Raw genomic sequence first — 22,720 nt, forward strand, 5'->3', positions numbered from 1 at the left:
TCCTCCTATTCTCCGTCGTTATAAATGTTCTCTATATAAAAACAAGTATTATACGGATTTACCTTCTTTTTCTTTATAAACAAAAAGAAAGTTTCATTCTATGCATAAGGAATCCCCCTCATTCAAAGGGGGATTCCTTATAGTTGTTCTTTTAATTTTTTCAATGCTTCTGCAGCAGCTTGTTGCTCTGCTTCTTTTTTCGACTTACCACTACCAAGACCTAAAGCTACGTTATTTAACGTAACACGTGACACAAATTCTCGATTGTGAGCTGGTCCTTTTTCTTGCAAAATTTGATACTCAACATTGCCACTGCCATCACGCTGAATCAATTCTTGCAACTGACTCTTATAATCCATCACATGAGAAAAAGCACCCTCATTAATTTTCGGATATACAATTTCTTTTAAGAATTCCCAAACTGTTTCTAGCCCTTGATCAAGATAAAGGGCACCAATAAACGCTTCAAAGACATCCGCTAATAAAGCTGGTCGTTCACGTCCACCTGTCATTTCTTCACCTTTTCCTAATAAAACAAGGCTGCCAAATGACAATTCGTTCGCAAAACGAACAAGAGATGGCTCACATACAATAGCTGCACGTAGTTTTGTTAACTCTCCTTCGCTCATTGTCGGATATTTTTGAAACAGATACTGTGATACAGTCAGTTCCAATACTGCATCTCCAAGAAATTCAAGACGCTCATTATCTTCATGCGGTTTTTTTCGATGCTCATTCACATACGATGAATGCGTAAATGCTTGAATCAATAATTTTTCATCTGTAAACGTAATACCTATCTTTTCTTGAAACACTTTAAATGCTTCACGATATTTTGTTTCGTATTTTTTTTCTCTATATTTTCGGTACGGCATAGGTCCCTCCAGATATAAGCCAGAAAGCCCCGCTAAAAAACGGGACTTCACTTAAGCATTATAGATGACTCTCTATGTAAGTCACAGCATCGCCAACAGTAGCAATCTTTTCAGCATCTTCATCAGAAATTTCCATTTCGAATTCATCTTCTAATTGCATTACAAGTTCTACTACATCTAGGGAGTCTGCTCCTAAATCTTCCTTGAAGCTTGCAGCTGGTACTACCTCAGTCTCTTCTACTCCTAAACGATCAACGATGATTTTTGTTACGCGCTCTAAAACATCTGCCATTCCATTCACCTCCCCTCAAATATTATATTAAATATTGACCAAAAAAACTAGGTGAAATCGATTCTTTTATTACATTACCATACCGCCATCAACATTTAACGTTTGACCTGTAACATATTTGCTTTGATCAGAAGCAAAAAACGTTACAGCATTCGCGATATCTTTCGCTTCACCAAATTGAGCAGCTGGAATAACTTTTAACATTTCAGCTTTAATATTCTCATCTAGTACATCCGTCATATCAGTCGCAATAAAGCCCGGCGCAATTGCATTCACTGTAATATTTCGACTTGCTAACTCTTTTGCAGATGTTTTTGTTAATCCAATAACACCCGCTTTAGCAGCAACATAATTAGCTTGTCCTGGGTTTCCTATGACACCAACAACAGAAGCGATATTTATAATTCTACCATGACGTTGACGCATCATATAACGAGATACTGCTTTTGTACATAAGAATACACCTTTTAAGTTTGTATTAATAACTGTATCCCATTCTTCTTCTTTCATACGCATTAATAAATTATCTTTCGTTACACCAGCATTATTTACAAGAATATCAACTTGTCCAAATGTATCTACTGTTTGTTTCACCATATTTGTAACATCATCAGCATTTGCAACATCTGCTCTTACCGCAATTGCATCAGAACCTAATTTTTTAATTTCATCTACTACTTCATTTGCTTTTTGTTCATTGCCAGCATAATTTACTACAACATTTGCCCCTTGTTTCGCTAAATCGATCGCAATCGCGCGACCAATTCCACGTGAAGCGCCAGTTACTAATGCTACCTTCCCTTTTAACATCAGTTTTCTCCTCTCAAATTTGAAATGGTATCTTTTAATGTCTCTTCATCGTATATCGCATATGCTTTTACTGATGAATCAATTGACTTCATAAGTCCAGCAAGTACTTTTCCAGGTCCAATTTCAATAAATGTATCTACTCCCTGCTTCACCATATATTCAATAGACGGGTACCATAATACAGGCGAATAAAGCTGTTCGATTAACTTTTCTTGAATGTCTGCACCACGTGTAATAACTTCCGCTGTAACATTTGCAATAACAGGAATATTCGTGTCATGAATTGTAATTTCATTTAAAACACTTTGGAACTTCTCAGCTGCCGGCTTCATAAGTGAAGAATGGAATGGCCCACTTACTTTTAGTGGAATCGCTCTCTTTGCACCATTTTCTTTCGCTCTTTGAGAGGCAACCTCTACGCCTTGCTTCGTTCCAGAAATTACAATTTGCTTCGTACTATTCATATTAGCGATTTGCACTGCATATCCTTCACTTGTTACTTCTTCTGTAACTTGTTTCAGCATATGTGGGTCAGCACCTAATATAGCTGCCATTGCGCCTTCCCCGCCCGGAACAGCTTCTTCCATATATTCCCCGCGTTTCCTTACAGCATATACAGCATCTTCAAAAGTTAATGCACCAGCTGCTACAAGAGCGCTATATTCACCTAAACTATGACCAGCGACAAAGTCAGGTGTAATGTCATACTCTTTCAAAGCTGTCAAAATAGCAAAACTCGTTGTTAATAATGCAGGCTGAGCATTTGTTGTTAATGTAAGCTTTTCCTGCGGGCCTTCAAAAATCACTTCTGAAAGTGACTCTTGTAACACCTCATCTGCTTTTGCAAACACTTTTGCAACCTCTTTATTATTCTCTGCTAATTGTTTACCCATTCCAACTGCCTGTGAACCTTGGCCCGGAAAAAGAAATGCTATTTTTCCCATTTCAAATCCTCCTCTTATTGGAGTGACTCTTTCTCCATTACGCTTGAAATTGTAGGAATTACTTCTTTCGCTACCATTTCTCTCGTTTGACGAATCGCACTAAATATCGACTGGTCATTAGAAGAACCGTGAGCCTTAATGACAGGTGCTTTCAATCCAAATAATGCAGCTCCCCCATACTCCGAATAATCCATTTTATCTTTTAATACCATAAGTTTTGGCTTTAATACCGCCGCTGCTAATTTGCTCGTAAACGAACTCATTAGTTGTTCTTTCAACATAGAGAATAGCGCAAGTGCTGTTCCTTCTAATGATTTCAACGCTACATTCCCTGTAAAACCATCACATACAACAACATCTGCTACACCTTGCAATAAATCTCTCGATTCAACGTTCCCAACGAAATTAATTGGCGCATCTTTAAGCATTGCAAATACTTGCTTTGAAAGCTCGTTTCCTTTTCCATCCTCTGTTCCAACGTTTAATAGTCCAACACGAGGATTTTCAATTCCTCTTACCTTCTCAGCATAAACAGATCCCATTACTGCATATTGATATAAATGAATTGGTTTTGCATCAACATTTGCTCCAACATCTAACATAACAAAACCTTTTCCATCTACAGTCGGCATTGTAGGCGATAAAGCTGGTCGCTCAATTCCTTCCATACGACCGACAACAAATAATCCAGCTGCCATTAAAGCTCCTGTACTACCTGCGGATATACAAGCGTCTGCTTCTCCATCCTTTACTTGTTGTGCCGCAAGCACCATTGAAGCTTGTTTTTTTCGACGAACCGCTCTTACTGGTTCCTCCGTTGATTCTATTTTTTCGTCTGTATGAAGAATAGTAATTCGTTCATCACTCGTTAAGTATTGACGAATTTCCTCTTCTTTCCCTACTAACGTAATATGTAAATCAGAATATTCCTTAATAGCTTTCATTGCCCCTAATACTACAGCCTTTGGAGCGTGATCTCCGCCCATTGCATCTATTGCGATTTTCATAAGTTGTTACCTTCCTCACTATAATTACTAGATCGATACATTTCAAAAGTGCCTGTAAAAACAAGTTCTTCTCCAACGAAGCTACGCACTTTGACAACCGTCCGTCCCTTATCATTCTCTACATCTTCAACGCGCGCTTTTGCAACAACACGCTCTCCTAATTTTACAGGGCGAATGTATCGAATGGTAGACTTTGCAGTTAAAGCTAATTCTTCATCAATAACCGCAACAGCTAGTGAGTTTGCTTGCGCAAACAGATGATGCCCACGGGCAATTTGATTTCTTTTAAATACATGTTCTACCTTTACTTCAAAGATAGAGATTGCATGTCTATCTAATTCAATATCAATAATTTCTCCAACAACCTCTTCTAACGGTAAAGATTTCACATCTTCTTCATGTTGCTTTGTAGCTACATGTTTAATTCTCTCTCTTAATTCAGGAATAGACAATTCCATACGATCAAGTCGTACTGTTTGTATACTCACTTGAAATTTTTCCGCTAAATCTTCATCCGTAATAAAAGGATTTGATTCGATTGTTTGTTGTAATAACTCTTGTCTTTCTTTTTTACTTCTTCTTTTTTTCATACCGCACCATCCATTTTTATGACTAGGTACTAACAGTAGTATATAATCATTAAAAGTAGAATGCAACAAAAACTTTTGTTGACTCCCTTTAATCGAGCTTCTCTCCTTGGAACACACCTGTCCCATCAAGATACGTACGCAAGGCAGCGTACTGATCATTGTGCCAAAACGCTTCTGAATCTACTAGTATCGCCGCATCTTGCCTTGCTGTTTCTAACGCTCGATAATCATGTACCATGTCAGCAACCTTAAATTCTGGTAAGCCACTTTGCTTACTCCCAAAGAAATCTCCAGGACCTCGTAATTCTAAATCTTTTTCTGACAATACAAATCCATCATTTGTTTCAGTCATTATGCGCATTCTTTCTTTCCCTGTTTCTGATTTAGGGTCTGCTATTAGTAAACAATATGATTGCTCACTACCACGGCCGACACGCCCTCTAAGCTGATGAAGCTGCGATAAACCGAAACGTTCTGCATCATAAATAACCATTACAGTCGCATTCGGTACGTTCACACCTACTTCAACAACTGTTGTCGATACAAGAATTTGCACTTTATTTTCACTAAACTGTCCCATTATCTCTTCTTTTTCCTGAGACGATAATCTCCCGTGCATCAATCCAACTTGGCATTTCCCTTGGTAATGATGCGTCAGCATACTATGTAAGTCGATAGCATTTTGCACATCAAGTTTCTCAGATTCTTCAATTAGAGGACAAATAACGTATGCCTGTCTTCCTTTTTTTATCTCCTTTTCAACAAAACCGAGAACGCGATCTAACATATCATGTTTTGCCCAATATGTTTCAATCACCTTTCTACCTGCTGGCATCTCATCGATTATCGAAACATCCATCTCTCCAAATGCAGTAATTGCAAGCGTACGCGGAATTGGTGTCGCTGTCATAAATAATACATCTGGACTTTCACCTTTCTCCCGTAAAACTCGGCGCTGCGCTACACCAAATCGATGCTGTTCATCTGTAATAACGAGACCCAACCTATGAAATATAACTTCATCTTGAATTAAGGCATGCGTTCCAACAAGAATATCTATTTCTCCTTGTTCTAACTTCGCTAAAATTTCTCGACGTCTCGCACCTTTAACAGAACTTGTTAACAGTTCCACCTTCATACCAAAATGCGAAAACGTTTCAGCAAGCGACTGATAATGTTGCTCAGCTAAAATTTCTGTAGGAACCATTAAAGCACCTTGATAATGAGCTAATTTCGATGCATAAAGGCCAATCGCAGCAACAACTGTTTTCCCAGAACCAACGTCACCTTGCAATAGTCGGTTCATCCGATAAGGAGATGTCATATCTTTCAAAATTTCATCTACAACTCGGCGCTGCGCACCCGTTAATGGAAACGGCAGTGCATCGATAAATTCTTGTAATTCTACTGACGGAATCTCTTTCTTCGTCCCTTTTGAATTTTCCCTCTCCATTTTCCGGAGCGTTTGCATTTTCAGCTGAAATAAGAAAAATTCTTCATATACAAAACGGCGACGCGCTTGCTTCAAATCTTCCTGTCCTACCGGAAAATGCAATGCCCTAAGCGCTTCATATCTTGGTAATAATTTATATCGCCCTAACAAACCATCCGGTAACACTTCGACTATAGAATCTCCATATTCCTTTAACGCTTGAGCAATAAAACGACGCATCTGTTTTACTGTAAGTTTCCCCTTTACTGAATAAACAGGTTCCACTTCTTGTTGACGTACAACCGGCCCAAAATGAAGTTCTGATACAGCAATTGTTTGACGATGTTGATCCCATTTACCAGTAATCGTTACCGTTTCATCTAACTTTAATTTTTGCTTATAGTAAGGCCTATTAAAACATACCGCCGTAATTAAATAACGACCAACGAGAACACGAACTGTTAAACGCGATTTCTTCTTACCATAATATTGCAGCAAAGGAGCACTATGAATCTTCCCTTCAACCGTTACACGTTCATCATGCTTTACTTCAGCAAGATCTTTCATCGCATAATCTTCATAACGGTACGGAAAATGTTCTAATAGATGAGAAACTGTATAAATACCCATCTCATGTAGTAACTCAGATGTTTCTCCTCCGATCCCCTTTACATCCGTAACAGGAACTTGTACAACATCATTCAAGATTCTCACACCCCGTCACATTATTTTCTTTATTGCATTTTATTTGAGTACCAATTAGCATCTGTAATCGCTCTCTTTCACCTTATATATTCTATCATAGGCATTCTAAGAGAAACTACTCAAATCCCTTATATAAAACAAGTAAAAAAGAGCCTCACTATTAGCAGCAAGGCTCTTTTCTCTCTTCAATATGCTAGCCTTTTGAATAAAAACTAGTAATAAACTTCATATTACTACTTCTTATCCATTAGCAAGTAAGTAATCCATTTATTTTCAAAACGAATCTTATCTTATTCTACAGAGAAGATGAAAGAATACACTGGTTGGTTTCCAGCATGCACTTCTACTTCTGCATCTTCAAATTTCTCTTCTACAAATTCAACTAACTCCGCTACTTCTTCGTCAGTTGCATCCTCACCTTGTAGAATCGTTACGATTTCAGAATCTTCATCAATAAGCGCTTCTAGTAATTGCTTCGCAGCTCCTACTTTTTCAGCATTTGTAGATACAATTTTCCCATCTGCAATACACATGAAGTCATCTTTTTGAATTGCTACACCATCAATTTCCGTATCACGTACAGCATACGTAATTTGACCTGTTTTCACATGAGATAAAGCTTCTTGCATGTTTTCTTCATTCTCTTCTAACGTTCCAACTGGGTTAAATGCTAACATTGCTGCCATACCTTGAGGAACTGTTTTCGAACGAACAACAATAACTTCTTGATCTACAACTGATGCCGCTTGTTCTGCTGCCATTACAATATTTCCGTTATTCGGTAAAATAATGATTTTTTCAGCATTTGCTTCTTCAATTGCCTTCACGATATCCTCCGTACTTGGATTCATCGTTTGACCACCTTCGATAACTTTCGTTGCGCCGATGCTCTCAAATAAAGTTTTAATACCAGACCCCATAGCTACAGTTACGATACCATATGGTTGTTTTTCTTTCGATTGAGCTGGTTGTTCAGGAACCATAGTAGGTTCATCTAATAAAGCAGTATGCTGTTCACGCATATTTTCTACTTTAATCTTAATTAAACTACCGTATTTTTGCCCGTAGTTCATAGCGTCTCCAGGATGTTCTGCATGGATATGAACTTTTACAATTTCATCATCAGACACAACTAGTAGAGAATCACCATATACACTAATATCTTCACGGAATTTTTGTTCAGAGAAATTATGCTCTTTCACCTTTTCAGCCTCTAATTTCACCATGAATTCCGTACAATATCCATACTTAATATCTTCTGTACTCAATTGGCTTTGTACACTACGGTGATGTTCTGCGCGTACCATTTCATTCATAGATGGTTGCGTCGGTGCATCAGAAGAAATCGTTTCTCCTTTTAAGTCAGCTAAAAATCCTTCGTATACCACTACAAGACCTTTACCACCGCTATCTACAACGCCAACTTGTTTTAATACAGGTAATAAATCTGGCGTACGATTTAACGATGCGTTTGCTTCTTTCACAACGTCTTCCATAAACAAAACAAAGTCGCGCTGTTTTTTCGCAACTGTTACTGCATATTTACCCGTTTCTCTTGCAACCGTTAAAATCGTTCCTTCAATCGGTTTCATAACCGCTTTATAAGCCGCCTCTACTCCAGCTTCTAGTGCTGCAGCAAAATCAACTGTTGTTAATTCTTCTTTTTGTTCAATGGATTTAGAGAAACCACGGAACAACTGAGATAAAATAACTCCAGAGTTACCACGAGCTCCCATTAATAATCCTTTGGCTAAACTTACGCCGACTTTACCAGCATGCTGTGAAGGGTTTGCTTTCACTTCACGCGCACCTGAAGTCATAGATAAGTTCATGTTTGTACCGGTATCGCCATCTGGAACTGGAAATACGTTTAATGCATCAACAAGCTGAACATTGTTTGTTAAATTATTCGCTCCTTGCATGATCATTTGTGATAAACGTTTTCCATCAATTTTTTGAATTGACACAGATTTTCCTCCTTAATGCACATTACAAGTTTATTACTTTAACTCCTTGTACGTAGATGTTTACAGAATCTACTGCTAGTCCTACAGTTTGATCTAATGTATATTTCACTTTCGTCTGCACATTATGTGCCACTTCTGAAATTTTCGTACCATAGCTCACAATAATATACATATCAATATGTACTTCATCTTCATCTTTACGAACAATAACACCTCTAGTGAAGTTTTCTTTTCGTAAAATGTCTGTTAATCCATCTTTTAACTGATTTTTTGATGCCATACCTACGATACCGTAGCAATCTACCGCGGCACCTCCAGCAATTGTTGCAATTACATCTGTACTAATATCAATTTGACCGTACTTCGTTTTAATTTCAATTGACATCTCGTTTCCCCCTTCATAAATGGTGAAAGTGAGCTAGACTACTTTAGTTACTATCATATAATCTTTTTAAAGAAAATTCCATCGTTCTTTCTTTTCACTCTCATATTTTATGTTTTAAATTACACTTTTTTATGATGAGCAAAATAGTCCATTGTTATTATACAACATGTACCACTATAATATGTCAAGCAATTTTTATGGATTTCAACTTTTCTTCATTAACATATAGTGTCAAGTAAATTTTCTTGATTTCTTTTTTCTACGGTGTTGCATTCTCTTTTTAGTTGTGTTAAATTATAGTAGTGTTTTTAGCATCGCATAAAAGACTAACATTGAAAAATTACGTATGGTAAGGTATCAAGGGAGGGAAATATAAATGGCTCGTGTTTGTGCTATTACTGGAAGAAAAGCTCGTTCTGGTAACTCTCGTTCTCACGCAATGAACGCTACAAAACGTAAATGGGGCGCTAACCTTCAAAAAGTTCGCGTACGCATCGACGGAAAAGTTCAACGTGTTTACGTTTCTGCTAGAGCATTAAAATCTGGCAAAATCGAACGTGTTTAATAATAAAAAAAAGAGCCGATAGGCTCTTTTTTTACTATAACAATGGAAAAAGCACCGGTGATAGGTGCTTTTTTTAATCTTTTTTGAAGGTATTTAACATTGCACGAACTATTCCACCAAGAAATTTAGGTAACTTAATTGTATAAAATCTCATGGTTTCCCTCCTAATCCCCATTACTCCACTTGGTCACTATATGATGTAAGGAGCAAAATTGTTTCTTCAATCAGTGCTTCTTATCAACATTAATATGCCAGAAGTAAATGAAAAAGTACCTTTTTCCTCAACGAGTTCGTTACTAATACAAAGTGTTGATCCCCACTCTATTGTTTTATTAGTAAGAGGGTACTTAAAACCAAACAATGTAATCCCTTCCACTATTTCAGTAACTGGTACAAAAGATACATAAGGAAAATTTTTATTTTCTTCAATTATATGTGTACCCATTTTTTTAACTGTTATTTCATTTTTATCGTCCACAATACACATTTCTATCTCTACTTCTAACCCTTTTAAAAGCATCTGTATATTTGCCAAACCGTGATCAAGCCTTCCACCAGTAGCACCAAAAATACGAATTAGTGCCGGCTTCTGTTCTAATGCCCAGTTGATTGCAATTTCTAAATCCGTTTGATCTTTTTCCCGCGGAACAATATGTAATTCGTTCGTTTGCTGTCCCATCCATACTAATTCTTCTTCAGTAACTGAATCGTAATCTCCAAACGCAACAGCCGGGGTAATCCCTTTCTTTAATAGACGGTATACTCCCCTATCAACCGCTGCCCACACTACTTCCTCATTCTCGTATCGAGCAAAATCTGCGCAATATTCCGAAGGTCCTCCTGCCAAAATATGAATAATCATTTTTTCTTCTCCTTCCATTGTAAAAAGGCAATCTGCCATTCGGTAGATTGCCTTTTTACATATTTTTATCCTATCCTATAAATGCCTTACTAGGATAAAAGTTCATCACTACCCACGAATTACGCGAATTGCTTCACCGCGGTCTTTTTGATTGTATACTGCTGACCCAGCTACAAGTACATTTGCTCCTGCTTCCACACAAAGTCTTGCTGTTTCAGCATTTACACCACCATCAACTTCAATTTCCACTTCTAGATTGCGCTCTTTCACCATGTCTGCAACTTGTTTAATTTTCGGTAATACAGAATGGATAAACTTCTGTCCACCAAATCCAGGGTTTACTGTCATAAGTAATACCATATCTATATCTTCTAATACATGCTCAATCACTGAAACTGGCGTATGTGGATTTAATACAACGCCCGCTTTAATACCATGAGATTTAATTAACTGAATTGTACGATGTAGATGCGGACACGCCTCTACGTGAACAGTAATAATATCCGCTCCCGCTTGTGCAAAAGTCGGGATATAGTTATCAGGATTTTCAATCATTAAATGTACATCTAATGGTAATGATGTAATCGGACGGATTGCTTCTACAATTAACGGTCCAATCGTAATATTTGGTACGAAATGTCCATCCATTACGTCAACGTGAATGTAATCCGCTCCGCCCTTTTCTACATCTTTAATCTCTTCCCCTAATTTTGAAAAATCTGCTGATAAAATCGATGGTGCAATTTTAATCATAACTAATACCTCGGCTTTCTCTCTCTAATTTCTTCTACGAATTGTTTATAGTTCTTATAGCGATATTCTGTAATCTTCCCTTCTTCAACCGCAGCTTTCACCGCACATTTCGGTTCAGAAAGATGTGTACACCCTCTAAATTTACAGTATTGGCTCGCTTCTTTCAACTCTGGAAAACAATATGTAAGATCTTCTACTTCTATATCAATGAAATCTAGTGAACTAAAACCCGGTGTATCTGCTACAAGTCCACTCCCAATTGCAATTAATTCTACGTGTCTTGTCGTATGCTTCCCGCGTCCTAAATGGGAGGAAATATCATTTGTTTTCAGCTCTAATTCTGGACGTAGCACATTAAGCATTGAAGATTTCCCAACACCAGATTGACCCGCAACGACAGAAACACAATTTTCTAAGTATGGTTTTAATATATCAATACTTTCTGACGTATTAATAGAAGTAAATAAAACATCATAACCCATCTCACGATAATCATTCGCATAAGCTTCAACAGTTGCTTTCATCTTTTCATCTACTAAATCCATCTTGCTAATACAAATAATTGGCTTAATGTTATGATATTCAATCAGCACTAAAAATCGATCTAACAGTCCAGGATTAAAATCTGGTTCTACTGCAGAGAACACAAGGATCGCTTGATCGACATTAGCAATAGGAGGTCTAACAAGTTCATTTTTTCGATCAAACACTTCAAGCACATAACCTTCAGTTGGATTATCTGCCTGAAAAACAACTTGGTCTCCTACAAGTGGTGTAATTTTATTTTTTCTAAATACACCTCGCCCACGACATTGCGTAACCCCTTCTTCATGCTGCACGTAATAAAACCCACTTAAAGCTTTTATAATTTTTCCTTCTGGCATAGAATTCTCCTTTTTTGTATAAGGTGATGCTGAATTTAAAAATGAATGGATTTAAATTTTCCAAATAACGATTTCAAAACCTACCATATATACTTTCGCTAATATACATTGAATTTCCCATTAAATGCAAAAAAATATTTACAGCTGCATCACTTTACTAGCTTTTTGAATCATATATTTTTGCCTGCTATACTGTCCACTTTGTAGACAGCATAACAGGCAATAATAATAATAATAATAATAATAATAAGTAGACTTTCACTATTATTGAGTTGGATATGGTACTTCTTTATCAATAATCGTTACTCCATCCCGTACAATTTTATAGTGTCCCTTTGAACCTTCTTGAATTACAAATTCTAAAGAAATAGTCGCTGATTCAGTAATTGTTCTCGTTTCAACCGGTCTATCCATTTTTTGCTGCATGTCTTCTTTATAAATTTCTATTGTTTGCGGCTTTTTTTCACCTGTTACAGCAGGCTCATATGGGATAGAGATATTGTCCACTTTTATCGTTTTAGTCACTTTAGGCTTTTGACCATCAGAGATAATAATAGTTACTTTATCTCCCTCTTTTAATGGTGTACCTGGTTTTGGAAATTGCGAAATTACAAGTCCTTTTTCGACTGTATCTGAATACTCTCGTTTTATATCTGACGTTAGTTTTCTCTCATTCAAATAACCAGTTACACTATTTTCAGTCCACCCCGAAAAGTCACCTGGTCTAATTTGATAAGGACCTTTACTTACCCAGATTTTCAGTTCTTGCTCCGCTTCTATAACCATCTGATCAGGCGTCGGAATTTGTTCTACAATTTCACCTTTCGGCTTATCATTTTCAATATAATTTACCGTAACTTGTTTATATTTTTCTTCTAACTCAGCTTTTACACTCTCAAAGTTTTGACCTGTGAAATTTGCCATCTTACTTTTCTTTTTTCCACCTGATTGATAGATAGTAATTTTAGCGTTTTCTTTTACGACTCTTCCTGCTACAGGGTCCGTTTTTATTACATCCCCAACTTCAACATCATCTGTATATACAATATTAGGCTCCGTCACCTCAAAGCCCTTTTCTACTAATGTATTTACAGCTGTCGTGTATTTCATACCAGCCACATCAGGAACTTTCACATCTTTCGGAATAAATAATCCTGGAATAACCGTAAGTGCTAATGTTATTCCTATTGCTAAAAATAAAAATGTTGAAATTAAAACTTTAAGCCACTTGCTACTCCGTTTTTTCTTCTTATCTAACTCAGCTGCTTCTGCTCTTATCGGTTCTTCCATCTTACTCCCTTTTAAAACAATCGTTTCATCACTTACATTTTCAAATAATTGTTCTTGTTGAATAATCGGAATCGCTTTTGTCGCTTCCATATCTTCCGGTATGTAAAATGGTTGCTCATTTATCCTCTCTGGATATAGCGCAGTTTCAATATCTCGCTTCATCGCATTAGCAGATTGATATCGGTGAAACGGATCTTTTGCAGTTGCCTTTAATATAATATTTTCAACACTTTGCGGAATATTTTCATTCCATCTTTTTGGTGATGGGATTTCACTTTGTAAATGTTTTAAAGCTATGGCAACAGCAGATTCGCCAGAAAACGGTTGTCTTCCTGTTAACAATTCAAACATAACTATCCCAAGAGAATAGATATCTGATTGTTTATTTGCTATCCCACCACGTGCCTGTTCTGGTGATAAATAATGGACTGAACCGAGCACTGAATTTGTATGTGTAATTGTTGTTGCACTTGTAGCTGTCGCAATTCCAAAATCTGTTACTTTTATTATTCCATCAGCTCGAATTAAAATATTGTGCGGCTTTATATCACGATGCACAATTTCAAAATGATGGGCGTGTGCCATAGCGGATGTTAACTGCTCCATAATATCAAGAGCTTCTCCTATAGGTAACATCCCTCGCTCAATTATGTATTGCTTCAATGTTTGCCCTGGTACATATTCCATGACAAGATAGTATATACCATCTTCTTCTCCGACATCATACATATTCACAATATTTGGATGCGACAACGTTGTAACAGACTGCGCTTCTCGATGGAAACGTTTAATAAACTCTTCGTTATTTGAGTAGTCGAGTCTTAATATTTTTACCGCTACATCTCGGCCAAGTATATCATCATGAGCTAAATATACATTGGCCATTCCGCCACCACCAATCATTTTCAGCAGCTTATAACGGTCATTTAAGCGTTTTCCAATCAGCACGTTGCACTTCACCTACTTTCGTTTGTCGAACCCGCATAATCAATAAGAACAAGTGTGATATTATCTTCTCCACCGCGATCATTTGCCAATTGAATGAGACACTGCCCTTTACCTTCAAGCTGTTCATTTAACTGTAAAATTTGTCGCATATCATCAATAGAAACTTTGTTTGATAATCCATCAGAGCAAAGAAGTAATTGATCATCTTCCTCAATCACCAACGTTTTAACATCTAACTCAACTTTTTCTTCTGTTCCTAATGCTCTTAATAACACATTCTTTTTCGGATGATACTCTGCGTCTTCCTTTGAAATTTCACCATGTTTCACAAGCTCATTTACAAGTGAATGATCTTCCGTTACTAGCGTCATTTCTCCTTCTGATACCATATAGCAACGACTATCTCCTATATGCCCTATTGTCACAAAGCTTGGTGTACAAACAGCTATTATAAGCGTTGTTCCCATACCATTACATTCTGCATTTTGCTGAGCGTATTCATATATACGCTCATTAATAATCCCAACACTAGTATGTAACCATTGTTCTACTTTTTTCGGCTCATTCATATTATGTGTTTGCTTCCAATAATCATGGAATAATTGAATGGCCATCGAGCTAGCTACATCACCAGCTCGATGACCTCCCATTCCATCTGCTACTACCGCTAATACATTTCCATCTAAATTGTGAAAAACTCCTGCACTATCTTCATTATGTTGACGAACTTTTCCTTTATCCGATAGAAATACGGCTTTCATCTCGTCACCTCGTCTCTTCTTTGCGCTCCTTCGCACGCAACTGACCGCAGGCTGCATCAATATCATGACCTTGTTCACGGCGAATCGTTACATTCACTCCACGATCTTTTAACGTTTTCTCGAACAAGAAAATTTGTTCACGTGGCGTACGTACATAATCACGTTCAGGTACGTAGTTTACCGGAATCAAGTTCACATGACATTTTACACCTTTTAAGAGCGCAGCAAGCTCTTCAGCATGCTCTACTTGGTCATTTTCTCCTCCAAATAATCCATATTCAAAAGTAATACGACGCCCTGTTCTATTTACATAGTATTTAATAGCTTCCATTAAATCTGGTAATTTATAAGCACGGTTAATCGGCATTAATTTTGAACGTAATTCTGAGTTTGGAGCATGCAATGAAATCGCAAAATTAATTTGTAGATCTTCTTCAGCAAACTTATAAATTTTCGGGATAATTCCACTCGTCGAAACAGTCATATGTCTCGCACCAATATGAAGTCCTTTTTCATGGTTAATGATGCGTAAGAATCCCATTAAATTATCATAGTTATCAAATGGTTCTCCAATCCCCATAACAACAAGAGAACTTACACGTTCTTCTGTTTCATCAAGCGCGCGCTGAACTTCTACTACTTGCGCTACGATTTCTCCAGCTTCTAGGTTTCGCTTTAATCCACCAAGTGTCGAAGCACAGAACGTACACCCAATACGACAACCAACTTGCGTTGTTACACAAATGGAATTTCCATATTCGTGTCGCATTAATACCGTTTCAATAGAATATCCGTCATATAATTGGAATAAGAATTTAATTGTTCCATCCGAAGACGTTTGTTTTACTAACGTGTTTAAAGTAGTAATATCAAAGGAATTCGACAATTTATCACGCAATCCTTTAGAAAGGTTTGACATATCCTCATAATTTTTTACACGTTTTTTATATAACCAATCAAAAATTTGTCCAGCACGGAACTTCGGTTCTCCTTGTTCCTTTAACCAATCTTGCATTTCATGAAGTTGTAAAGAGTAAATTGATGGTTTCTTCGTTTCTACATTTTTCTTTTGTTTTCTTACAGTCGTTTCCATGATGCTACACCTTCTTCCTTAAACAAGCAATATAAAAGCCATCCGTCGCAAAATAATGCGGTAAAATTTGTACTTGACCTTCATCAATATACGGAGTTAATTTTTCTGGCATACGCTCTTTAAGCGTAGTATCCCATTCAAATTCAGGATGTTCTTGTAAAAATTTCTCTATTACTTGTTCATTTTCTATTTTCTCAATTGTGCACGTACTATAAACAAGACGACCGCCTTGTTTTAATAATGGTGCTATTTTTTCTAGTATTGCAATTTGAATCGTCGATAATCTTTCACTATCGCCTTTATCTTTTCCTAACTTAATATCAGGTTTACGTCTAATTACACCAAATCCAGAACACGGCGCATCTACCAATATTTTATCAAACGTTTCATTTGCAAAGTGTTCTTGCACTTTTCTAGCATCTAGCGCTTTAGTTTCGACATTTTCTAGACCAAGTCGCTCTGCTTGCTGTTTAATTAAACGTACTTTGTGTGCATGTAAATCAAGGGACATGACCTTACCAGTTCCCTTTAATCGTTCCGCGATATGCGTTGTTTTTCCGCCTGGAGCAGCACAACTATCAAGAACTGCATCCCCCGTATTCGGTTCTAAAGCGCGTGCTACAAGCATAGAACTTTCATCTTGAATAGAAAGAAATCCTTTTTTAAACGCTTCTGTATGCGCTACATTTCCTCTTTCAATCTGAATTGCATCATCTGATAAGTCACCACGTTTTGCTTCTATACCTTCACTTGCCAACAACTCAATCGCTTCTTCTACCGTTACCTTATCAACATTCACACGCGCTGTTGGTACAGGGGGTAACATGTTTACTTCGCACATTTTTTCTGCAGTTTCTAAACCGTATTCTGAAGTCCACTCTTGGACAAGCCAAACTGGATGACTTGTTGTAATTGCAAGACGTTCTACTGGATCCTTGATTTCATCTACAGAAGGTACACCTTCTCTCTGAATCGAACGTAATACACCGTTCACCATACCAGCAATTCCTTTATGCCCGCGACGCTTTGCAATCTCAACCGCTTCATGAATAGCCGCTCTTTCTGGCACTCGGTCTAAATAAATCATTTGATATAAAGATAAGCGAAGCAATACTCTTACCCACGCCTCAACCTTCTTTTTTAGAAAAGGCTGTAAATAATAATCTAATGTGTCACGACGTTGAATCGTTCCATATACAATTTCAGTTAATAAACCAATATCTTTTCTATCAATTGCACTTTTTTCAATTAGATTATTTAAAAGTAAGTTGCTATATGCACCACTTTTTTCCACTTGAATTAAACCATCAAGAGCTAATTCACGAACATTTTGTCTCATGCATTTTCTCCTAACTTCGTTCCAATTTCAGGTTTTGTTCCACGTAAAAATTGTGAACAACTCATACGCTTTTTACCAGAAGGTTGCAATTCAGTAATTTTAACACCTGTTTCATTACTCGTTGCTACAACAAAACCATCTTCTTCGATTGCAACAATCGTACCTGCTTCAGCCGGTTCAGTTACAGGCACTTTTTCTCCCCACCATACTTTAACAACTTGTCCTGCTAAAGTTGTATAAGCAACTGGCCATGGATTCAATCCGCGAATGTGATTGTATACTTCTTCACCTGTTTTTGTCCAATCAATTTTCTCTTGCTCACGTTTTATATTGTACGCAAACGTTACTTCTTCTTCGTTTTGTTTAATCGGTTCTAACTTACCTTGGATTAATAAAGGTACTGTTTTAGATAGAAGGTGTGCTCCTGCTTCACTTAATTTATCAAATAATGAGCCTGTCGTTTCACGCTCTTCAATTTCAACTTCCACTTGCGTTAAGATATCACCAGCATCCAATTTTTCTACCATATACATAATTGTAATACCTGTTTTTTCTTTACCTTCCATAATTGCATAATGAATTGGTGCACCACCACGAAGTTCAGGAAGTAAAGAAGCGTGAACATTAATACATCCATACTTCGGTGCTTCTAAAATTTCATTTGGTACAATCTGCCCAAATGCAGCTGTTACAATTAAATCTGGCTCTAATGCCAATACTTTTTCATATTCATCTTTTTCACGAATTTTTAACGGCTGTAACACAGGGATACCATGTTTTTCCGCTTCAACTTTAACAGGTGTAGGTGTTAATACTTTTTTTCTACCTACTGGACGATCAGGTTGCGTCACAACACCTACTACCTCATAGCCATCTTCAATAAGACGACGAAGCACCGGCACTGAAAAGTCCGGTGTTCCCATAAACACTACTTTTATCATTTAAAAACCGCTCCTTTTAACACCTATTCTAGTTCGTTTTCTTCATAATATCTTTTCACTTTCGATGTAAATAAAACACCGTGTAAATGATCGATTTCATGTTGAATTGCACGCGCTAAAAATCCTTCCGCTTCTAATAAGAATACTTTCCCACGGCGATTTTGCGCTCTTACTTTAATATAATCGGCACGTTCTACTTCACCATAAAGTCCCGGGAAGCTTAAACAGCCTTCGGGACCTACTTGTTCACCACGTTTTTCTAATATTGATGGATTGATTAACTCGATTTTCCCAGTATCATCATCGACATCAACAACCGCTACTTGCAAGCTTACACCTACTTGAGGCGCAGCTAAACCGACTCCGTCCGCAATTAACATTGTTTCATGCATATCTTTCAACAATTTCACTAACTTTTTATCAAAGTTAATTACTCTTTCGCATGGTGTTTCTAACACTTCATTTGGATGCTTTATTATTTCTAAAACTGCCATATTTCCCTCCGCTACATTAACATTGTTGGATTAAAATCAATTGAGATTTGTAGCTCTTTTTGCATTTCTGCTTGATAATGTTCATTTACCATTTTGAGCACGTTCTTTAAGTTTGGTTCCCGTTTGTATTTTATCATGCATTGATAACGATATCTATCTTTTATCCTTGGAATCGCTGAAGCAACTGGTCCTAGCACCATTGTTTGCTGTGAGCAATGCGTTCGTAAATATGAGGCAATTTTTTCCGTCACTTGTACCGCTTTTAATAATTCAGGATGAGATACAGTTACGAGTACAACATAGTAATATGGGGGATATTGTCTTGTTCGTCTCATTTGCATTTCTTGGTCAAAAAACACATCATATTGTTGGTTCTTCGCTAACTCTATACTGTAATGTTCTGGCGTATACGTTTGAATCACAACTTCCCCTGGCAATTCATGTCTACCCGCTCGTCCACTTACTTGCGTCAATAGCTGATATGTCTTTTCACTCGCCCGAAAATCAGGTAAGTGAAGCATCGTATCTGCAGTTAACACCCCAACGAGCGTTACTTTCGGAAAATCTAATCCTTTAGCAATCATTTGTGTTCCGAGTAATATATCTGCTTTTTCTTCCCCGAACGCCTTTAATAATTTTTCATGCATTCCTTTTCGACTTGTCGTATCTACATCCATTCGAATGACTCGTGCCTCTGGAAATAGTTTTATAATTTCTTCTTCTACCTTTTGTGTACCTGTACCAAAGAAACGAATGTATGTACTTTGACAAGCTGGACACTCAGTTGGCATATTCTCTTCGTAACTACAATAATGACATTTTAAACGATGATTCATTTTATGATATGTCAATGAAATATCACAATGCGGACATTGAACAACATACCCACAATCACGGCACATAACAAATGTAGAATGACCTCTTCTATTTAAAAAGAGTACCATTTGTTCTTTCTTTTCTAATCGATCTGCTATTTTTTCATGCAGCGCCTTAGAAAACATTGATCGATTCCCGTCACGAAGTTCTTCTCGCATGTCAACAAGCTCTACCGTTGGTAAAGCTTGTTCATTCATACGTTTTTCCATTGTTAATAGTTCATAAACACCTTTTTTCGCCCTTGCAAACGATTCAAGTGTTGGTGTCGCACTACCAAGAACGATAGGACATTTATGATATTGTCCTCTCCAGACAGCTACATCTCTTGCATGATACCTCGGATTATCTTCTTGTTTGTAACTTGATTCATGCTCTTCATCAATAATAATAATCCCTAAATTCTCAAAAGGCGCAAAAACAGCTGAACGCGCACCAACTACAACTTTCACTTCTTTTCTTAAAATCTTACGCCACTCGTCATACTTTTCTCCAACAGACAACGCACTATGAAGAACTGCAACTTGTGAGCCAAACCTACCTTTAAAACGATCCACCATTTGGGGCGTTAGTGCAATTTCAGGAACAAGAACGATAGCTTCTTTTCCTTTCTTGAGCACTGCTGCTATAGATTGTAAATATACTTCTGTCTTTCCACTTCCTGTAACACCATATAGTAAAAATGGATTATAAGTTTCATTTGTAATTGATGATAAAATCGGTGTAATAACTTGTTTTTGTTCCTCCGTAAGCGGAAATGGTTTTGTTTGTTCAAAATCATCATCGTCATACGGATTTCGGTATACTTCCACATACTTTTCTGAAATGAATCCCTTTTTAACAAGTGCTTTTATTGGAGCATCTGTTATTTGTAACTCTTCTGTAATTACTTTCAACGGTGCACTTTTATAATTTTCCACAAAATAATAAAGTACATCTTGTTGTTTTTTACTTTTCAGTTCAAATGCCGCTAATTCCAATTTATCTTCTGGCAACTCCGGCTGAACCACTCTTTGCTTCTTCTTTTGTACTTTATCTTTCACTTGATAAACGACTTCAACCGTACCATTTTTAATTTCTTGTTGAATAGTTCGGTATAAATGTGGCTGTTGCTCGATTACTTCAAAATCAATTGCTTCTTTATCCTGAAATAAATATAGTATTTCAGGTGCTATTTCTTCCTGTTTACAAAGTTGTAGACGTTTTTTATACGTTGCTTTTATCGCAGTTGGAAGCATCACTTGAAAAGCTGAAATCATGTAGCATAACGTTTCACTTGTAAGCCAATATCCAAGCTTTAATAATTCATCATTTAAAACCGGTGTTACATCTAATATTTCATGGATTGTCTTTAACTTCTTACTTTCTACATCCACCGAATCTTTAATCCCAATAATAAAACCTTGCAATTTTCTTGGGCCAAACGGAACTACTACACGCATTCCTGTCTGTACAATATCTTCCCATTTTTTAGGGATAATGTAATCAAATGGTCGATCTGTCTGACGGGCAGGTACATCAACAATTACACTTGCAAATTTCATAAACGATCATCTTCTAACATCATTTCAATTTGCTTCAATATTTCACGAGCTACCTCTTTTTTCATTAAAATTGGCAACTCAATAACTTTTCCATCTTTTCTATACATTGTTACAATATTCGTATCCGTGCCAAATCCAGCTCCTTGCGCTTTTACATCATTCGCGACAATCATATCTGCATTTTTCTCACGTAGTTTTTTCGTTGCATATTCCTCTACATTTGTCGTTTCAGCAGCAAAACCGATAAGTAACTGTTTATCCTTTTTCTGACCTAACGTTTTTAAAATATCCACCGTTCTTTCAAGTTCAATGACAGCATCACCATTTTGCTTTTTCATTTTATTCTCATGAACATATTTCGGACGATAATCTGCAACTGCTGCTGTTTTAATGACAACGTCTACGTTTTGATAATGTTGAAGAACCACTTCTAACATATCTTGTGCAGATTCCACTTGCACTGTCGTTACATGTAACGGTGGATTTAATGCTGTCGGTCCTGAAACGAGTATAACATCAGCGCCTAAATTCGCTGCCACTTCCGCAATCGCATACCCCATTTTTCCAGAAGAAAAATTTGTCATAAAACGAACTGGATCAACCTTTTCACGTGTTGGGCCAGCAGTTATTAATATTCTTTTTCCCTGCAATGGTTTGTGTTCTGAGAAAGCTTCCTCTAACCGTGCAATAATTGCTTCAGGTTCTTCTAGTCGTCCCTTCGCTACATATCCACATGCTAAAAAGCCTTCCCCAGGCTCAATAAATGTATATCCTAGCGTTTTCAATGTCATCATATTTTTTTGAACTATTTTATTTTCATACATATGCACATTCATAGCAGGCGCAATCCATACCGGAGCTGTAGTAGCTAACAAAGTAGTTGTAATCATATCATCTGCAATACCACCAGCTAACTTTCCAATACAATTGGCAGTAGCAGGTGCGACAAGTACAACATCCGCCCAATCTGCTAAATCAATATGAGCAATAACAGCTGAGTCTTTCTCATCAAATGTATCCGTATATACATCATGGCGAGAAAGCGCTTGGAATGTAAGAGGCGTAACAAACTTCATTGCCGACTCACTCATCATTACTTTTACAATCGCGCCAGATTGTGTCAATTTACTCGTTAACGCAGCTGCTTTAAAAACCGCAATGCCTCCTGTTACACATAGAAGTATCTTTTTCCCTTTTAGCATATGACTCGTCCTCTTTCTTTTTCAAACTTATAATACTGAAATAGAATTCTCAGCTCGTCAGTACCAATATTTCATTCCTTTCGTAAAAAAATAACAACCTACTTGTAAATAGGTTGTTACCGTTACATAGAAAATTATAAAGTCTATGTTTTATTTTGTCGAAG

22 protein-coding genes are annotated in these 22,720 nt (G+C 37.0%); 1 reads left to right on the plus strand and 21 read right to left on the minus strand.

Going from position 1 to position 22,720, the window contains the following annotated elements; all coding sequences use genetic code 11:
- Nucleotides 1-137: 137 nt before the first annotated feature.
- From rncS to HMPREF2590_RS05130, 9 genes are all read right to left on the minus strand, one after another.
- Nucleotides 138-875 (minus strand): ribonuclease III, encoded by a 738-nt coding sequence (gene rncS, locus HMPREF2590_RS05090; protein WP_001146875.1) that lies wholly within the window; start codon nt 873-875, stop codon nt 138-140.
- Nucleotides 876-933: 58 nt separating this feature from the next.
- Nucleotides 934-1,167 carry an acyl carrier protein gene (gene acpP, locus HMPREF2590_RS05095; RefSeq protein ID WP_000786062.1) on the minus strand — a complete coding sequence of 78 codons (234 nt, stop codon included), beginning with the start codon at nt 1,165-1,167 and terminating at the stop codon, nt 934-936.
- 69 nt (nt 1,168-1,236) lie between these two features.
- A complete protein-coding gene (gene fabG / locus HMPREF2590_RS05100) occupies nt 1,237-1,977 on the minus strand; it encodes a 3-oxoacyl-[acyl-carrier-protein] reductase (protein ID WP_000911773.1) in 741 nt (246 codons plus the stop codon).
- Nucleotides 1,977-2,921 carry an ACP S-malonyltransferase gene (gene fabD, locus HMPREF2590_RS05105; RefSeq protein ID WP_000515911.1) on the minus strand — a complete coding sequence of 315 codons (945 nt, stop codon included), beginning with the start codon at nt 2,919-2,921 and terminating at the stop codon, nt 1,977-1,979. Before fabD ends, fabG begins: the two co-directional genes overlap by 1 nt.
- Nucleotides 2,922-2,935: 14 nt before the next feature.
- On the minus strand, nt 2,936-3,928 hold the full coding sequence (gene plsX, locus HMPREF2590_RS05110) for a phosphate acyltransferase PlsX (RefSeq protein WP_000684100.1): 993 nt from the start codon (nt 3,926-3,928) through the stop codon (nt 2,936-2,938).
- Nucleotides 3,925-4,518 carry a transcription factor FapR gene (gene fapR, locus HMPREF2590_RS05115; protein ID WP_000747349.1) on the minus strand — a complete coding sequence of 198 codons (594 nt, stop codon included), beginning with the start codon at nt 4,516-4,518 and terminating at the stop codon, nt 3,925-3,927. Before fapR ends, plsX begins: the two co-directional genes overlap by 4 nt.
- An 88-nt stretch (nt 4,519-4,606) precedes the next feature.
- Nucleotides 4,607-6,655 (minus strand): ATP-dependent DNA helicase RecG, encoded by a 2,049-nt coding sequence (recG, locus tag HMPREF2590_RS05120; protein ID WP_001000813.1) that lies wholly within the window; start codon nt 6,653-6,655, stop codon nt 4,607-4,609.
- A 290-nt stretch (nt 6,656-6,945) separates the two neighbouring features.
- Entirely contained in the window at nt 6,946-8,622 is a 1,677-nt protein-coding gene (locus HMPREF2590_RS05125; RefSeq protein ID WP_000027129.1) for a DAK2 domain-containing protein, read from the minus strand.
- A gap of 22 nt (nt 8,623-8,644) precedes the next feature.
- Complete coding sequence (locus tag HMPREF2590_RS05130; RefSeq protein WP_000021109.1) at nt 8,645-9,007, minus strand: Asp23/Gls24 family envelope stress response protein; 363 nt, start codon at nt 9,005-9,007, stop codon at nt 8,645-8,647.
- Between the two features lie 376 nt (nt 9,008-9,383).
- Between HMPREF2590_RS05130 and rpmB the strand changes: the two genes are divergently transcribed.
- Nucleotides 9,384-9,572, plus strand: a complete 189-nt coding sequence (gene rpmB / locus HMPREF2590_RS05135) for a 50S ribosomal protein L28 (protein WP_000124776.1) — start codon at nt 9,384-9,386, stop codon at nt 9,570-9,572.
- A 73-nt stretch (nt 9,573-9,645) separates the two neighbouring features.
- Here the strand turns inward: rpmB and spoVM are convergent, their stop codons facing one another.
- From spoVM to coaBC, 12 genes are all read right to left on the minus strand, one after another.
- Nucleotides 9,646-9,726, minus strand: coding sequence for a stage V sporulation protein SpoVM (gene spoVM, locus HMPREF2590_RS05140; protein WP_001213599.1), 81 nt, complete (start codon nt 9,724-9,726; stop codon nt 9,646-9,648).
- A 66-nt stretch (nt 9,727-9,792) separates the two neighbouring features.
- A complete protein-coding gene (locus HMPREF2590_RS05145; RefSeq protein ID WP_000752662.1) occupies nt 9,793-10,473 on the minus strand; it encodes a thiamine diphosphokinase in 681 nt (226 codons plus the stop codon).
- A 69-nt stretch (nt 10,474-10,542) separates the two neighbouring features.
- Nucleotides 10,543-11,187 carry a ribulose-phosphate 3-epimerase gene (gene rpe, locus HMPREF2590_RS05150; RefSeq protein ID WP_000589974.1) on the minus strand — a complete coding sequence of 215 codons (645 nt, stop codon included), beginning with the start codon at nt 11,185-11,187 and terminating at the stop codon, nt 10,543-10,545.
- 2 nt (nt 11,188-11,189) lie between these two features.
- On the minus strand, nt 11,190-12,071 hold the full coding sequence (gene rsgA / locus HMPREF2590_RS05155; RefSeq protein ID WP_001113932.1) for a ribosome small subunit-dependent GTPase A: 882 nt from the start codon (nt 12,069-12,071) through the stop codon (nt 11,190-11,192).
- A 264-nt stretch (nt 12,072-12,335) separates the two neighbouring features.
- Nucleotides 12,336-14,309, minus strand: a complete 1,974-nt coding sequence (gene pknB / locus HMPREF2590_RS05160; protein ID WP_000904742.1) for a Stk1 family PASTA domain-containing Ser/Thr kinase — start codon at nt 14,307-14,309, stop codon at nt 12,336-12,338.
- Nucleotides 14,310-14,317: 8 nt separating this feature from the next.
- A complete protein-coding gene (locus tag HMPREF2590_RS05165) occupies nt 14,318-15,070 on the minus strand; it encodes a Stp1/IreP family PP2C-type Ser/Thr phosphatase (protein ID WP_000648702.1) in 753 nt (250 codons plus the stop codon).
- Between the two features lie 4 nt (nt 15,071-15,074).
- Nucleotides 15,075-16,163 (minus strand): dual-specificity RNA methyltransferase RlmN, encoded by a 1,089-nt coding sequence (gene rlmN / locus HMPREF2590_RS05170; RefSeq protein ID WP_000450549.1) that lies wholly within the window; start codon nt 16,161-16,163, stop codon nt 15,075-15,077.
- Nucleotides 16,164-16,167: 4 nt separating this feature from the next.
- Nucleotides 16,168-17,502, minus strand: coding sequence for a 16S rRNA (cytosine(967)-C(5))-methyltransferase RsmB (gene rsmB / locus HMPREF2590_RS05175; RefSeq protein WP_001249666.1), 1,335 nt, complete (start codon nt 17,500-17,502; stop codon nt 16,168-16,170).
- Nucleotides 17,499-18,443, minus strand: a complete 945-nt coding sequence (gene fmt, locus HMPREF2590_RS05180; RefSeq protein ID WP_000598805.1) for a methionyl-tRNA formyltransferase — start codon at nt 18,441-18,443, stop codon at nt 17,499-17,501. The genes rsmB and fmt overlap by 4 nt, the downstream gene beginning before the upstream one ends.
- A gap of 23 nt (nt 18,444-18,466) precedes the next feature.
- On the minus strand, nt 18,467-18,937 hold the full coding sequence (def, locus tag HMPREF2590_RS05185) for a peptide deformylase (RefSeq protein ID WP_000279454.1): 471 nt from the start codon (nt 18,935-18,937) through the stop codon (nt 18,467-18,469).
- An 11-nt stretch (nt 18,938-18,948) separates the two neighbouring features.
- Complete coding sequence (priA, locus tag HMPREF2590_RS05190; RefSeq protein WP_070861372.1) at nt 18,949-21,354, minus strand: primosomal protein N'; 2,406 nt, start codon at nt 21,352-21,354, stop codon at nt 18,949-18,951.
- On the minus strand, nt 21,351-22,556 hold the full coding sequence (gene coaBC / locus HMPREF2590_RS05195) for a bifunctional phosphopantothenoylcysteine decarboxylase/phosphopantothenate--cysteine ligase CoaBC (protein ID WP_000911752.1): 1,206 nt from the start codon (nt 22,554-22,556) through the stop codon (nt 21,351-21,353). The genes priA and coaBC overlap by 4 nt, the downstream gene beginning before the upstream one ends.
- Between the last annotated feature and the right edge of the window lie 164 nt (nt 22,557-22,720).

Source organism: Bacillus sp. HMSC036E02, from assembly GCF_001836235.1.
Lineage (GTDB): Bacteria > Bacillota > Bacilli > Bacillales > Bacillaceae_G > Bacillus_A > Bacillus_A cereus.